This window comes from Arthrobacter sp. efr-133-TYG-120, assembly GCF_030209785.1.
Classification (GTDB): domain Bacteria; phylum Actinomycetota; class Actinomycetes; order Actinomycetales; family Micrococcaceae; genus Arthrobacter.
In genome coordinates this window covers 55853-69906 of record NZ_JARVRI010000013.1, presented here as the reverse complement: position 1 = coordinate 69906, position 14054 = coordinate 55853, and the positions used below count along the sequence as shown (strand labels likewise).

At 64.8% G+C, this 14054-nt stretch carries 16 protein-coding genes; 15 read left to right on the top strand and 1 reads right to left on the bottom strand.

Translation table 11 applies throughout. The features are described from left to right. Position 1: 1 nt before the first annotated feature. The 13 genes from QRN51_RS07790 to QRN51_RS07730 all read left to right on the top strand — a co-directional run bounded on the left by QRN51_RS07790 (position 2) and on the right by QRN51_RS07730 (position 11892). Positions 2 to 1222: a molybdopterin molybdotransferase MoeA gene (locus tag QRN51_RS07790; RefSeq protein WP_284989340.1), complete on the top strand. Its 1221-nt coding sequence runs from the start codon at positions 2 to 4 to the stop codon at positions 1220 to 1222. Next, the gene (moaC, locus tag QRN51_RS07785; RefSeq protein ID WP_284989339.1) at positions 1210 to 1758 is read left to right on the top strand and encodes a cyclic pyranopterin monophosphate synthase MoaC; all 549 of its coding nucleotides are present in this window, start codon (positions 1210 to 1212) and stop codon (positions 1756 to 1758) included. The genes QRN51_RS07790 and moaC overlap by 13 nt, the downstream gene beginning before the upstream one ends. Continuing rightward, entirely contained in the window at positions 1755 to 2255 is a 501-nt protein-coding gene (locus QRN51_RS07780; RefSeq protein ID WP_284989338.1) for a MogA/MoaB family molybdenum cofactor biosynthesis protein, read from the top strand. Before moaC ends, QRN51_RS07780 begins: the two co-directional genes overlap by 4 nt. After that, positions 2245 to 2700 (top strand): molybdenum cofactor biosynthesis protein MoaE, encoded by a 456-nt coding sequence (locus QRN51_RS07775; protein ID WP_284989337.1) that lies wholly within the window; start codon positions 2245 to 2247, stop codon positions 2698 to 2700. Before QRN51_RS07780 ends, QRN51_RS07775 begins: the two co-directional genes overlap by 11 nt. Positions 2701 to 2761: 61 nt before the next feature. Continuing rightward, on the top strand, positions 2762 to 3520 hold the full coding sequence (gene dapB / locus QRN51_RS07770) for a 4-hydroxy-tetrahydrodipicolinate reductase (protein ID WP_284989336.1): 759 nt from the start codon (positions 2762 to 2764) through the stop codon (positions 3518 to 3520). Positions 3521 to 3524: 4 nt separating this feature from the next. Beyond that, positions 3525 to 4013, top strand: coding sequence for a hypothetical protein (locus QRN51_RS07765; protein WP_502870852.1), 489 nt, complete (start codon positions 3525 to 3527; stop codon positions 4011 to 4013). A 60-nt stretch (positions 4014 to 4073) separates the two neighbouring features. Then, the gene (locus QRN51_RS07760) at positions 4074 to 4436 is read left to right on the top strand and encodes a hypothetical protein (RefSeq protein WP_284989334.1); all 363 of its coding nucleotides are present in this window, start codon (positions 4074 to 4076) and stop codon (positions 4434 to 4436) included. 86 nt (positions 4437 to 4522) lie between these two features. After that, the gene (gene dapA / locus QRN51_RS07755) at positions 4523 to 5434 is read left to right on the top strand and encodes a 4-hydroxy-tetrahydrodipicolinate synthase (RefSeq protein ID WP_059387812.1); all 912 of its coding nucleotides are present in this window, start codon (positions 4523 to 4525) and stop codon (positions 5432 to 5434) included. Positions 5435 to 5461: 27 nt separating this feature from the next. Then, complete coding sequence (locus QRN51_RS07750; RefSeq protein WP_059387811.1) at positions 5462 to 7153, top strand: ribonuclease J; 1692 nt, start codon at positions 5462 to 5464, stop codon at positions 7151 to 7153. A 171-nt stretch (positions 7154 to 7324) separates the two neighbouring features. Beyond that, entirely contained in the window at positions 7325 to 10195 is a 2871-nt protein-coding gene (locus tag QRN51_RS07745; RefSeq protein WP_284989333.1) for an FtsK/SpoIIIE family DNA translocase, read from the top strand. A gap of 9 nt (positions 10196 to 10204) precedes the next feature. Beyond that, positions 10205 to 10807 (top strand): CDP-diacylglycerol--glycerol-3-phosphate 3-phosphatidyltransferase, encoded by a 603-nt coding sequence (gene pgsA, locus QRN51_RS07740; RefSeq protein WP_284989332.1) that lies wholly within the window; start codon positions 10205 to 10207, stop codon positions 10805 to 10807. Then, positions 10804 to 11307 (top strand): CinA family protein, encoded by a 504-nt coding sequence (locus QRN51_RS07735; RefSeq protein ID WP_284989331.1) that lies wholly within the window; start codon positions 10804 to 10806, stop codon positions 11305 to 11307. The genes pgsA and QRN51_RS07735 overlap by 4 nt, the downstream gene beginning before the upstream one ends. Before the next feature lie 132 nt (positions 11308 to 11439). Then, positions 11440 to 11892, top strand: a complete 453-nt coding sequence (locus tag QRN51_RS07730; protein WP_059387810.1) for a helix-turn-helix domain-containing protein — start codon at positions 11440 to 11442, stop codon at positions 11890 to 11892. Between the two features lie 72 nt (positions 11893 to 11964). Here QRN51_RS07730 and QRN51_RS07725 read toward each other — a convergent pair whose 3' ends face one another. Further along, positions 11965 to 12462, bottom strand: coding sequence for a MarR family winged helix-turn-helix transcriptional regulator (locus QRN51_RS07725; protein ID WP_284989330.1), 498 nt, complete (start codon positions 12460 to 12462; stop codon positions 11965 to 11967). A gap of 41 nt (positions 12463 to 12503) precedes the next feature. Here QRN51_RS07725 and QRN51_RS07720 point away from each other — a divergent pair, with 41 nt between their 5' ends. Further along, positions 12504 to 12743 (top strand): DUF3046 domain-containing protein, encoded by a 240-nt coding sequence (locus tag QRN51_RS07720; RefSeq protein WP_059387808.1) that lies wholly within the window; start codon positions 12504 to 12506, stop codon positions 12741 to 12743. A 241-nt stretch (positions 12744 to 12984) separates the two neighbouring features. After that, positions 12985 to 14034, top strand: coding sequence for a recombinase RecA (recA, locus tag QRN51_RS07715; protein ID WP_059387807.1), 1050 nt, complete (start codon positions 12985 to 12987; stop codon positions 14032 to 14034). The last annotated feature ends 20 nt before the right edge of the window (positions 14035 to 14054 follow it).

Here is a 14054-nt window from a genome sequence, read left to right as displayed (position 1 = left end):
CGTGGCACGATCCGTCGCAGCACACCGCCAAGCCGTCCAGGAGCTGCTGTCCGGCCTCGCGGACACGAAGGGCACCGAGGAGCTTCCGCTGATGGGGGCGCTCGGCCGGGTACTTGCCGCCGATGTCCTGGCCCCGCTCAGCCTGCCGCCGTTCGCCAACTCCCAGATGGACGGGTTCGCCGTCCGCTCAGCCGACCTTGCCCCCCACGCAGGGAGCGACGCCGGTGCGGAGTTGACGGTCGTGGACCCGGTCCCGGCCGGCGCGGCACCGGTCCGACTCATCCCGGGCACCGCAGCCCCGATCATGACGGGCGCCATGATGCCCGAGGGGGCCGACGCCGTCGTGCCTATCGAACAGGCCCTGCCTGATGTCTTTCCCGTCCCCGGCGTGCCAGCAACAGTCCGTCTTCCCACCACCGAGCCGGGAACGTTCGTCCGCGACGCCGGGAGCGACATCACCGCGGGAACCGTCGCCTTGCACGCAGGAACTGCCCTCGGGCCCGGGCAATTGGGGCTGCTCGCCGCCTTGGGGATGACCGCCGTCGAGGTCCGCACGCCGGTGCGCGTGCTCCTGGTGACCACGGGCGACGAAGTCGTGGAGCCCGGCACGTCCCTGCCGGCAGGCAAGATCTACGATTCCAACGGAACCCTGCTCGAAGCCGCCATGCTGCAGTCCGGCCTCCACGTCACACGGACGGGAATCAGCGGCGACGATCCCGCCGAGCTGTTGGCGCTCCTCCGCGGCCGGAGCGGGACCGTCGATCTCATCGTCAGCACCGGGGGCGTCAGCAAAGGAGCCTACGAAGTGGTCCGGCAGGCGATGATGGGCCACGCCGTCGAATTCGTGTCGGTGGCCATGCAACCTGGCGGCCCCCAGGGGATCGGAATGTTCGACGGCGTGCCCTTCCTGGGATTCCCGGGCAATCCCGTGAGCTGCCTCGTGTCCTTCGAAATGTTCCTTCGCCCGGCGCTCGCCGCCGTGGTCGGAATCCCCGCCTTGCGGCCCAGCCTGCAGGCCCGCCTTACGGAGTCTTTGACTTCGCCCGCCGGAAAACACCAGGTCCGCCGCGGAACGCTGCTTCCGGGGGGAACAGTCCGGCTGGAGGGCGGTGCCGGCTCCCATCTCATCCATGCGCTGGCCAACTCGAACGCGCTGGTCCAGGTGCCTGCGGCCGTCACGGAACTCGACGCCGGGGCGGAAGTGGAAGTATGGATGTTGTGAACGACACTCCAGAACCCGCCGGCATGGTCGGCGGCGCCCTTACGCATTTGCGCCAAGATGGTACAGCCCAAATGGTCGACGTCTCCGGGAAGGCCGTGACCACACGGGAGGCGACCGCCACGGCCACCGTCCACAGCACCGCCGAGGTGCTTTCCTTGCTCGGCGCCGGTGAGCTTCCGAAAGGCGACGCCCTCGCGGTAGCGCGCGTTGCGGGCATCATGGCAGCCAAGAAGACGCCCGAACTCATCCCGCTGTGCCACCCGCTGCCGATTTCCAAGGTCACCGTGGACTTCGAACTCGGCCCGGACACGGTGGTTGTCCTGGCAACGGTGAAGACCAGGGGTGTCACGGGCGTGGAAATGGAAGCGTTGACTGCGGCATCGGTGGCCGCCTTGAGCGTCTACGACATGATCAAGGCAGTGGACAAGCACGCAGTCATCAGCGGCATCCAGGTGCTGGCCAAGAGCGGCGGAAAGAGCGGCGACTGGGCCGTTCCCGCCCCGTCCGCCGCGACCGGCGAAGGAGAGCGCGCATGAACGCCTGCGAACCCGTCCGTGGGCCGCGGAAGGCCGGCGTGGTCATCGCCTCCAACCGTGCCGCGGCAGGAATCTATGAGGACAAGAGCGGCCCCGTGATCCTGGACTGGCTGGTCGAACACGGCTACGAGACCTTCCCCGTCATGGTAGTGCCGGATGGGGAGCCGGTCGGTGCCGCCATCCGGGCGCTGCTGACCCTGGAACCCGCCGTCGTCATTACGAGCGGCGGTACCGGTCTGAGCCCCGATGACCGCACACCGGAAGTCACCTTGCCTTTGCTTGACCGAGAAATACCGGGGCTCATGGAAGGCATCCGGCGCGCCGGTGCCGCCAAGACCCCCATGGCGATGTTGAGCCGGGGCCATGCAGGTACAGCCGGCAAGACGTTCATCGTGAACCTGCCGGGCTCACCGAAGGGCGTAATGGACGGCCTTGCCGTCCTTGATCCTGTCATCGTCCACCTATGCGATCAGTTGGAGGGAAGCCATGACCACTGAAACCGGCTTCGAAGTCATCAGCGCGATCCTCAGCGCGGAGCCGATTTCCGTCGACCAGGCCATAGCGGCGGTTGAATCGGACACGGCGGGAGCGGTAGTGAGCTTCAGCGGCGTGGTCCGGAACCACGACGGCGGCAAACCCGTCGACAGGCTCAGCTACAGCGCCCACCCCACGGCGCACCAGGTCATGGCCGACGTCGTCGCGAAGCTCGTGGCCGAGCACTCGGGGGAGGCAGCCCAGCCTGTACGGATCTGGGCAGCGCACAGGATCGGCCTGCTGGAGATTGGCGAACCTGCGCTCGTCTGCGCCGTTGCCGCTGCACACAGAGGGCAGGCTTTCGCAGTGTGCTCGGAGCTCGTGGACAGGATCAAAGCGCAAGTGCCCATCTGGAAGGAACAGTTCTTCAGCGATGGCACGGTCGAGTGGGTCGGGGCAGGGGAGTAGCTTCCCGGCGACCCCACGTTGGGGCGAAAAACCCGGCGCGCCGCCCGGTAGGGTTAAGGGCATGACCGAACAACTTGCTGTCGCCGTTCTGGGCGCCCAGGGCCGCATGGGTATCGAAGCCGTCAAGGCGGTGGAGGCAGCCGCCGACATGAAGCTCGTCGCGGCGCTCGGCCGCGGCGATTCCCTTGATACCCTGCTCGACGCCGGTGCGAAATATGTCGTCGACCTGACCGTTCCGGACAGCACCGAAGCGAACGTCCGCTTCGCCGTCGAACACGGCATGCATGCTGTTGTCGGCACCACTGGCTGGGACGCCGAGCGGCTCGCGGCGTTGCGCGAGTTGCTTGCGGCGAACCCGGAGGCAGGCGTCCTGATCGCCCCCAACTTCGCCCTCGGCTCCGTCCTTGCCTCGGCCTTCGCCGCCAAGGCTTCCAAGTATTTCGAATCGGTGGAAATCATCGAGCTGCACCACCCGAACAAGGTGGACGCGCCCTCGGGCACGGCCGTCCGCACGGCCCAGCTCATTGCCGCCGCCCGCGAAGAAGCCGGCGTCCCCGCTAGCCCGGATGCCACGAACACTGCCCTTGACGGTGCCCGCGGTTGCGACGTGGACGGTGTCCGCGTCCACAGCGTCCGTTTGCGTGGACTCGTGGCGCATCAGGAAGTGCTCCTCGGCGGCCCGGGAGAGCAACTGACCATCCGCCACGATTCCTTCGACCGGGCGTCCTTCATGCCCGGTGTGCTGCTGGGACTGCGCAATGTGGCGTCCCACCCCGGGCTGACCGTCGGCCTGGACGGCTATTTGGATCTGGGGCTGTAGGCGCATGGGCTTGCTCTGGAAAGCATTCAAGGAGAACCGCACCAAGATCTGGGTAGGTGCCGTCACCCTGTTGCTGGTTCTCTACCTCGTGGTTACCTTCGAGCGCTCGATCCTGCTGCTCAGTGACGCGAACCTGGTCGCCAAGGGAATCGGAGCCGCCTACCTGGTGCTTCCGATCATTGGAGCGTGGGCATTGATCCGCGAGCTTGTTTTCGGTGCGCGCACGGAAAAGATGGCGAAGGTGCTCGAAGCCGAAGGCGGGCTGCCGGTGGACAACCTGCCGCGCACGCCGGGAGGCCGCATCGTGCGTGCAGCCGCGGACGCCGAGTTTGAAAAGTACCGGGTGGAGGCCGAGGCCGCCCCCGAGGACTGGCGTTCCTGGTTCCGGCTCAGCTGCGCCTACGATGCCGCCGGCGACCGCAAGCGCGCGCGGGAATCCATGCGCGACGCCGTGCGACTCTTCCGCGCTGAGCCCACCGCTGCGGAGCGGTAGCGTCCGGCCCCTCGGAGAGAACACCTTGTATTCGAATATATGTTCGAATACCATGGCTGCATGAACGATCCTTCGAAGCGGCCGAATGGCTATCCCCAAGGCCTGGATGGGCCCATGAAGGCGATGAGCCCGGGCGTCGTCGATTTCCTCTTCCGGCAGCTTGTCGCAGGGGAACCCCCTGAAGATGTGCAGTGGCGCCGCGAGGGAACCGTTCTGGGCGAACAGCAACCGGGCGCCGAACTTGCCAGGCGGCTCGCGGAGACCGACGTTGAATCGCTGACCCCCGTTGAATTGTTCGACTATGTGCGGGCAGCACAGCGGCTGGGAGCGTGGGCGGGCCGCTTGCGGGAGTCCGCGGTTGCCCGGTATTGCTCGCCGGAGAGGCCAGCGACGCCCGGGCGCCACAGCGACGCTTCGGCCTGAGGCCGTGCTCCCATTTCGTTGAATTTGACGACAATCACGCGGGCCCCATTCTCCTAACCCGCAGCTGACAGGGTAACGTTTTTCATATGTCTGACTCTCGTGCGAACGTTCCTGCTCTCGGTACCCTTCTGACCGCCATGGTCACCCCGTTCACCAAGGACGGCGAAGTTGACTACAAGCAGGCAGCGGAACTGGCAGTCAAGCTTGTTGACGACGGCTGCGATGGCCTGGTGGTCACCGGAACAACGGGGGAGACGTCCACGCTCACCGACGAGGAAAACCTCGGCATGTTCCGCGCCGTGAAGGAAGCCGTGGGCGGTCGCGCGGCAATCATCGCGGGCACGGGAACCAATGACACCGCGCACTCGGTGCACCTCTCCCAGGAAGCCGCGAAGCTCGGCGTCGACGGACTCCTGCTCGTCACCCCGTACTACAACAAGCCGAGCCAGGCCGGCGTCCGGGCCCACTTCGAGGCCATTGCGTCCGCCACCGAGCTTCCTGTCATGCTCTATGACATTCCTGGGCGTTCCTCCATCCAGATCGCGCCGGAGACCATGATCGGCCTTGCCTCCCACCCCAACATCGTTGCGGTCAAGGATGCCAAGGCCGATTTCGCCGCGGCCACACGCGTCATGGCGGAAACCGACCTTCTTTTCTACTCGGGGGACGACGGACTGACCCTCCAGTGGATGGCCATGGGTGCGGTGGGCCTGATTGGCGTCACCACCCACGTTGTCACCCGCCGCTTCCGTGAGCTGATCGACGCCATCAACTCGAACGACCTTGGCACGGCACGCAAGATCAACTTCGAACTCGAGCCCGTGATCCGCGCAACCATGACCCGGGTCCAAGGCGCCGTCGCCGCCAAACAAATTCTTAAATGGCAGGGAGTCCTGCCCAACTCGGTTGTCCGTTTGCCCCTCGTGGAGCCGGACGCCGCCGAGATCGCAATCATCCGCGAGGACTTGGCGGAAGCTGGAATGGACTTCACTGTCTAGAACGATTCCGCCGGAAAGTAGCGCATTATGACCCAAACCGCCCTTCCCGGACTTGTCACCCCGCCCAAACTTCCGCAGGGAACACTCCGGATTGTGCCCCTCGGCGGGCTGGGGGAGATCGGCCGCAACATGGCCGTTTTCGAAATCAACGGCAAGCTGCTGGTGGTTGACTGCGGCGTGCTCTTCCCTGAAGAGACACAGCCGGGTGTCGACCTGATCCTGCCCGATTTCTCGTACATCGAGGACAGGCTGGACGACGTAGTTGCCATCGTCCTGACGCACGGCCACGAAGACCACATCGGCGCTGTGCCGTATCTTCTGCGCCTGCGCGCGGACCTGCCGTTGGTCGGTTCCCAGCTGACGCTTGCCCTCGTCGAGGCCAAGCTCCAGGAACACCGGATCAAGCCGTACACGCTGACGGTCGCCGAAGGGCAGGTGGAGCAGTTCGGCCCCTTCGAATGCGAATTCGTTGCCGTCAACCACTCCATTCCGGATGCCTTGGCCGTCTTCATCCGCACTGCCGGCGGCAACGTCCTGCACACGGGCGACTTCAAGATGGACCAGTTGCCCCTCGATGGCCGCATCACGGACCTGCGCCACTTCGCCCGCCTGGGTGAAGAAGGGGTGGACCTGTTCATGGCCGACTCCACCAACGCGGATGTTCCCGGCTTCACCACGGCGGAAAAGGAGATCGGCCCCACCTTGGACCGTTTGTTCGGCCAGGCCAAGAAGCGGATCATCGTTGCCTCCTTCTCCTCGCACGTGCACCGGGTGCAGCAAGTGCTCGACGCCGCCGCCAAGCATGGCCGCAATGTCGCCTTCGTGGGCCGGTCCATGGTGCGCAACATGGCTATCGCCGCGAAACTGGGCTACCTTGACGTCCCGCCGGGAATCCTCGTGGACATCAAGAACATCGACAACCTGCCGGACCACCGCGTGGTCCTCATGTCCACGGGCTCGCAGGGCGAACCCATGGCGGCACTGTCCCGGATGGCCAACGGTGACCACCGCGTGGTGGTGGGCCAGGGCGACACCGTTATTCTGGCCTCGAGCCTCATCCCCGGCAACGAGAACGCGGTCTACCGGATCATCAACGGGTTGCTCAAGCTCGGCGCCGACGTCGTGCACAAGGGCAACGCCAAAGTGCATGTCTCCGGACACGCCGCTGCGGGCGAACTGCTCTACTGCTACAACATCCTCAAGCCCCTGAACGCGATGCCTGTGCACGGCGAAACCCGTCACCTCATCGCCAACGGCAACCTGGCGGAGGACTCCGGCGTGCCCTCGGACCGCGTCATCCTCAGCGACAACGGCACAGTCATCGACGTCAGGGACCACAAAGCCAATGTTGTTGGCCAGGTGGAAGTGGGCTTCGTCTATGTGGACGGCTCCAGCGTGGGTGAAATCACCGACGCCGACCTCAAGGACCGCAGGATCCTCGGCGACGAGGGCTTCATCTCGGTCATCACCGTGATCAACCGGACCACCGGCAAGATCGTCTCGGGCCCGGAAATCCACGCCCGCGGCGTGGCCGAGGACGATTCCGTATTCGACGAGATCATCCCCAAGATCAATGCTGCCCTCGAAGACGCGGTGCTCCACCACGCGGACCACACCAACCACCAGCTCCAGCAAGTCGTGCGCCGCGTGATCGGCACGTGGGTCAACCGCAAGCTTCGCCGGCGCCCCATGATCATCCCGTTGGTTCTGGAAGCATAGCCCGGACGGAGATGACTCCGAACGGCCCGGTTCAAGCGAACCGGGCCGTTCGTGTTTGAAGGCCGGCCCGTCGCGGAACCAGGTCCGCGGATTGTTCTACAGGGGCAACATGGCTCCTCCGTTCCCCTGAAATCCGCGGCTTTCCGGACGGCTTGGGGTAGCGTGGCCGATATGGCGACTCGTACTACCTCCGCGCCTAGAGGCAGCTCCAACAGCAAGACCAGCGGCTCGGGCAGCGGCCGGACCCCGGCCAAGACCGGCAGGAGCGGCACAGGCGCGGCCCGCGGCAAGCAGGCCGCCGTCGTCGAACCCCAACAGCCATGGATCCTGCGTGCGCTTGCGGGCGTCTGGCTGGGAATCGGGCACGTGGTGGGTGCGGGCATCCGCCGGATCGGCCAGGACGTCAGTGACCTTGATCCAGCCGACCGCCGGGACGGCGCCGCGCTCTTCAACCTGGCTCTCGGTGTCTTCATCGCAACCTTCGCCTGGTGGGGCTTCAAAGGCTGGTTCCCGGACGTTGTCTACAGCATCGTGAACGGAACCTTCGGTTGGGTGTCCCTGCTTCTGCCGCTCATGCTTTTCGTCTGCGCCTTCCGGCTCTTCCGGCAGCCATGGGACAGCCGCGGCAACAACCGCGTGGGCATCGGTTTCCTGATCATGACGTTCGCCGGCACCGGCTTGGCCCACATCATCGGGGGCCAGCCGACCGTCGCCGACGGCTTCGATGGCCTCCGGCGTGCGGGCGGGATGCTCGGTTTCCTCGCAGCATCGCCTCTTGCCGCCATCCACCCCGCCGTACCAGTCATGGTCTACGGTGCCTTGGCGTTCGTCTCCCTCCTGATTGTCACGGCCACGCCCTTCGGCGCCATTCCCCGGCGTATCCGGGGCGCCTACGAGCACCTCATGGGCGTCGATCTCGTGGATGGCGGCGCGCAGCACGACGATTCCCACGACCGCAGCTACCTTTACGAAAACGAGGCGGCCGTGGAGCCAAAGAAGAAGCGCCGCAAGCGCTTCTTCGGCAAGGACCACGACGACGACCCCACACTCGAGGGTTATGTGGGCGACGAAGCCTTCGAGCACGCAATCGTCGACGACGATGCCCCTCCCGCGAAGGGCGGGCCCGCCGTGCCGCCGGGCGTGCGCAGGCCGACCCAGGCTGAAATCGCCGTCGAGAAGATCAAAGCCGCGCAAGGTCTTGGAAGTGCACAGGGACTCGGAAGCGCGAAGGCGGTTGCGGACAACGCCACCGAAGCGATCCCCTTGGTCGCGCCGGCCGCCGCCGTTCCACCGGTCATCGTGCCTTCGGCACCGGTCAGTCCACCACCGCCCCCGACGCCGATCCCGCAGCGCACCGAACAACTTTCGCTCGCCGGGGACGTCACCTACACGCTGCCGTCCTCCGACAACCTGACTCCGGGCTCCATCCCGAAGGAACGCACGGAAGCGAACGACGCCGTCGTGGCCGCCTTGACGGACACGATGCAGCAGTTCAACGTGGACGCCACTGTCACCGGATTCAGCCGCGGACCCACCGTGACCCGCTACGAGATCGAACTTGCTCCCGGCACCAAAGTGGAGCGCGTCACTGCCTTGTCCAAGAACATCTCGTACGCCGTGGCATCGAGTGATGTCCGTATCCTCAGCCCTATTCCGGGCAAGTCGGCCATCGGCATCGAGATCCCCAACACGGACCGCGAGACCGTGTCCCTCGGCGATGTCCTGCGCAGCCAGAACGCCAGGCGGACAGACCACCCCATGGTGATGGGCGTCGGCAAGGACGTCGAGGGCGGCTACGTCGTCGCGAACCTCGCCAAAATGCCGCACTTGCTCGTGGCCGGTGCCACAGGTGCCGGTAAGTCGTCGTTCGTGAACTCCATGATCACGTCGATCCTGATGCGTGCCACACCCGATGAGGTCCGCATGGTCATGGTGGACCCCAAGCGCGTGGAACTGACCGCGTATGAGGGCGTTCCGCACCTCATCACGCCCATCATCACCAACCCCAAAAAGGCCGCCGAGGCACTTCAATGGGTGGTGCGCGAAATGGACGCCCGCTACGACGACCTCGCCAACTACGGCTTCAAGCACATCGACGACTTCAACAAGGCGGTCCGCGCCGGCAAGGTTCTGCCGCCGGTCGACTCCAAGCGCGTCATCAAGCCGTACCCGTACTTGCTGGTGATCGTGGACGAGCTCGCCGACCTCATGATGGTGGCCCCGCGCGACGTCGAAGACTCGATTGTCCGCATCACCCAACTGGCCCGTGCTGCCGGCATCCACCTGGTCCTCGCCACCCAGCGTCCGTCCGTTGACGTCGTCACCGGCCTGATCAAGGCCAACGTCCCTTCGCGTATGGCGTTCGCAACGTCCTCCGTCACCGACTCCCGCGTGGTCCTGGACCAGCCCGGCGCGGAAAAACTCATTGGCCAGGGTGACGCCCTCTTCCTGCCGATGGGCGCTTCCAAGGCGATGCGCGTGCAGGGCGCCTGGGTCACCGAGTCCGAAATCCACCGCGTGGTGGAACACGTCAAAGGCCAGCTCAAGGCTGTCTACCGTGACGACGTCGCACCCGAGGCGCAGAAGAAGCAGATCGACGACGACATCGGAGACGACCTCGAGGTCCTGCTCCAGGCCACCGAACTGGTGGTCACCACGCAGTTCGGTTCAACCTCGATGCTGCAGCGCAAGCTCCGCGTCGGCTTCGCCAAGGCCGGCCGCCTCATGGACCTGCTCGAGTCGCGCGGCGTCGTGGGCCCGTCCGAAGGTTCCAAGGCCCGCGATGTCCTGGTCAAGCCCGACGACCTCGCTCCCGTGCTGGCAGCCATGAAGGGGCAGGATGCTCCGGCTATCCCCGACGCGCACACCGCGGCGCTGAGCGACAACGCGAACGCGAACATCGCCGTCGGCGGCTACGCCGAGGACTTGGTCGCCGCCGATCTCGAACGCCGCAAGCAGGCCACGGAGTACCACGACGGAGCAGATGGCCTCGATGACGAGGACGACGGCGGCGAAGACGCCTGGTCATTGACCGGACGGTAGCCTAGAGGGGTGACTACATCCGACGGCAGCAAAGCCGGTTCCAGCAGCTCCGATATCTGGAACCTGCCCAACATCCTGACGATGCTTCGAATTGTCCTCGTCCCGTTCTTCGTGTGGTTCCTTTTGGCGGACAACAGCCAGCACGGCATTTGGCGCTGGGCCGCCGTTGTGGCCTTCGCTGTGGCGATCTATACGGACAAGCTCGACGGCGACATCGCCCGGAGCCGCAACCTCGTCACCAACTTCGGCAAGATCGCGGACCCGATTGCCGACAAGCTGCTGATCGGATCGGCTCTCGTTCTCCTCTCGGCGCTGGGGGAGCTGCCGTGGTGGATCACGATCCTCATCCTCGTGCGCGAATGGGGCATCACCGCCTTGCGCTTCTTCGTCATCCGCTATGGCGTGATGCCGGCCTCGCGGGGCGGCAAGCTAAAGACCGTCATCCAGACCGTCGCGATCTTCCTCTACATCCTGCCGCTGAATTCCTTCGCGCCGTGGCTCGTCAGCGTGGCCTTCTGGGTCATGATCGTCGCACTCGCCATTACAGTGTGGACCGGCGCCGAATATGTGATCGAAGCCGCAAAGCTTCGCTCGGCGGGCAAGCGCGCATGAGCCCCACCGCTGATGAGGCGGCTGCGTCCGCCGTCGCCCTCGCCATCGAGCGGGGCGTTACCGTGGCTACCGCAGAATCCCTGACAGCCGGAATGGTTGCCGCCACCCTCGCCGATACTCCCGGCGCGTCAGGCATGCTCCAGGGCGGGGTGGTCGCCTATCAGAATGCCGTCAAGGCCGGAATCCTGGGGGTCTCCGAGGAGTTGCTGTCCGCCGTCGGATCCGTCGACGCCGGAGTGGCGGCGGCCATGGCCGACGGCGCCAGGCGCGCGTGCGGGGCCGACGTCGGGGTCTCCACGACGGGGGTTGCGGGACCTTTGCCGCATGACGGGAAGCCGGTTGGCACCGTCTTCATTGGCGTCGCCACGCCGGGCGGAGCTGCGGCCCATGCCTACTCCTTTCGGGGAGATCGCCCAAGTATCCGTGCGCAGGCGACCGCGGCCGCACTGGAGCGCTTGTTGGAGTGCCTTGTCCATGCCGACTTACCGCACGTAAAGTAGCCGGGAACAAAAACAGCGGCCCAATAGTTGTTACATTGTGTCGCCCCGGAATGGCCGGGGCGCCTAGGATGTAAAAAACAACCGGTGCACCCGCAAGGTGAACCGGCCTCACGAGGGAGCAAGGCGATACAGATGGTTAAGCAGCCCGTATCCATAAACGGCGTTGTCCGCTGGAAGGATGTGGGCTTGGCCGAGAAGGCACCGAGCGAACAGAAGGAGCGCAAAATGGTTGTACTGCGTCACGAAATTGGTGATGTCCTGCGCGATGTCCGCCAGCGCCAGGGCCGTACGCTCCGCGAAGTCTCGCACAGCGCCCGCGTTTCCCTTGGCTACCTGAGCGAAGTTGAACGCGGCCAGAAGGAAGCATCCTCAGAGCTGCTGTCCTCGATCTGCTCGGCCCTGGACGTTCCGTTGTCCGGCATGCTCCGCGAGGTCAGTGACCGGGTTGCCGTCGCCGAAGGCGTCGCTGTTCCGGACACCGTCCCGCAGGAATTCGCCCAGCGCTATGGCCGCGATCTCGATCGCGAGCTCAGCGCCGAACTAAACGACGACTTCACCCAGGGCATGCTCTCCGGAGCCCGCTAGGCGGACCTGAAGTAAAGAAGGAGGGCCTCCAGCTGGAGGCCCTCCTTCTTGGGCTTTTGTGGCCTGGCGAGGTCAGTCCTTGCCGATACCTTCGCCATACGCGGCGTTGAGCCGTTCAATGTAGTCAGCAAGCGTCTGGATTTCTTCCAGCGGCCATTCACCCAGGCGTTCCCGGAACACCTGCCGGCGTGCGTCCTGGACCTGGTGCATCTTTTCTTCGCCCTTGGGGGTGAGCCGGATGGATTGTGCGCGGCCATCCTGAGGGTCGGCCTCTTTGTAGACCATGCCGATGCTTTCCAGGAACGCGATCTGGCGGCTCACCGATGGCTTCCCGACGCCGATGCACGAGGCGAGCTCCGTGAGGCGGATTGGCCCCTCTTTCCGGATGATCGTCAGCAGTCCGTAGGCGGCTGGTTCCATGTCGGGATGGACCTGGCGGGACAACTGGTGGGACAGCGATCGTGCGCGTCGCCAGAACATGCTCAGCTGGTGTTCCACCTGCTGGAGGGCGGCGTCGACGTTGTCGCCAACCTCCACCATCTCTGGCGCGTCGTCGGGAGTGTTGCTCATGACAACCATTCTAGAGTCCGCTCCCATGAGAGACTCTATTGGTGCGGATCAGTGACTTCTGGCGGCTGATGGACGATGAATTCGGGGCTGGCTACTCCCGGGTCCTCAGCAGCTCCCTTGTATTGGCCGGCGTCGGCGGACGGACGGCAGACGACGCCTTGGCAGCGGGCTACAGCCCCCGCGACGTCTGGCTTGCCCTGTGCGACGTCCAGGACGTTCCGCCGGAGCGACGGCTCGGCAGGGATATCAAGCCCGCCGACAAGGGTTCCCGGACGTTCTGAGTTCCGGTTCCTGGACGGACACGCCCACAAATTTGTTCGAATATCTGTTCGGATGAGGCTATGCTCCTATCAGAGGAAAATTGGTCCTGACGGAGCGGTTTCCGTGTCATTCGAAGCCCGTAGTTGTCCACATAGACGAAGTCGCACACAAAATTGTCAGCGGCTCGTACTAGCGTCGGATGAGACAGGAAAGCGGCCGTTCAGGCCAGTCCACAGCGAGAAAGCATCAGAGGTGTGAACCATGGCGGCAAACCAGGATCGTGAGAAGGCGCTCGAGGCAGCGCTTGCCCAAATCGACAAGCAATTCGGCAAGGGCTCCATCATGCGCTTGGGTGACGATATCCGTGCGCCCATCGAAGTCATTCCCACTGGTTCCATCGCCTTGGACGTCGCCCTGGGAATTGGCGGCCTGCCGCGCGGCCGTATCGTGGAAATCTACGGCCCGGAATCCTCGGGTAAGACCACCGTCGCGCTTCACGCTGTGGCCAACGCCCAGCGCCAGGGCGGCATCGCAGCCTTCATCGACGCCGAGCACGCCCTCGATCCCGAGTACGCGGCGAAGCTGGGCGTCGATACCGACGCGCTGCTGGTTTCGCAGCCGGATACCGGTGAGCAGGCCTTGGAGATCATGGACATGCTGATCGGCTCCGGCTCCTTGGATATCGTCGTGATCGACTCCGTCGCCGCATTGGTTCCCCGCGCTGAAATCGAAGGCGAAATGGGCGACTCCCACGTCGGCCTCCAGGCCCGCCTTATGAGCCAGGCCCTGCGTAAGATCACCGGCCGGCTGAGCCAGACCAAGACGACTGCCATCTTCATCAACCAGCTCCGCGAGAAGATCGGCGTTTTCTTCGGTTCCCCGGAGACCACCACCGGTGGCAAGGCCCTGAAGTTCTACGCGTCCATCCGCATCGACGTCCGCCGTATCCAGACGCTGAAGGAAGGCGCGGATTCGGTAGGTAACCGGACCAAGGCCAAGATCGTCAAGAACAAGATGGCTCCGCCCTTCAAGATCGCGGAGTTCGACATCATCTACGGCCAGGGTATTTCCCGCGAGGGCGGCATCATCGACATGGGCGTCGAGCACGGCATCATCAAGAAGTCCGGTTCATGGTTCACTTACGACGGTGACCAGCTGGGCCAGGGCATGGAGAATTCCCGCCGTTTCCTGCGGGACAACCCGGAGTTGGCTGCGGACCTCGAGCGGCTCATCAAGGAGAAGCTTGGCGTCGGAGTAGTCAAGCCTGCCGAAGCCGAAAAATCTCCGAAGCTGAAGGCCGTTGACGGCTAAGCGCCAGGGCCGCTCCCGTT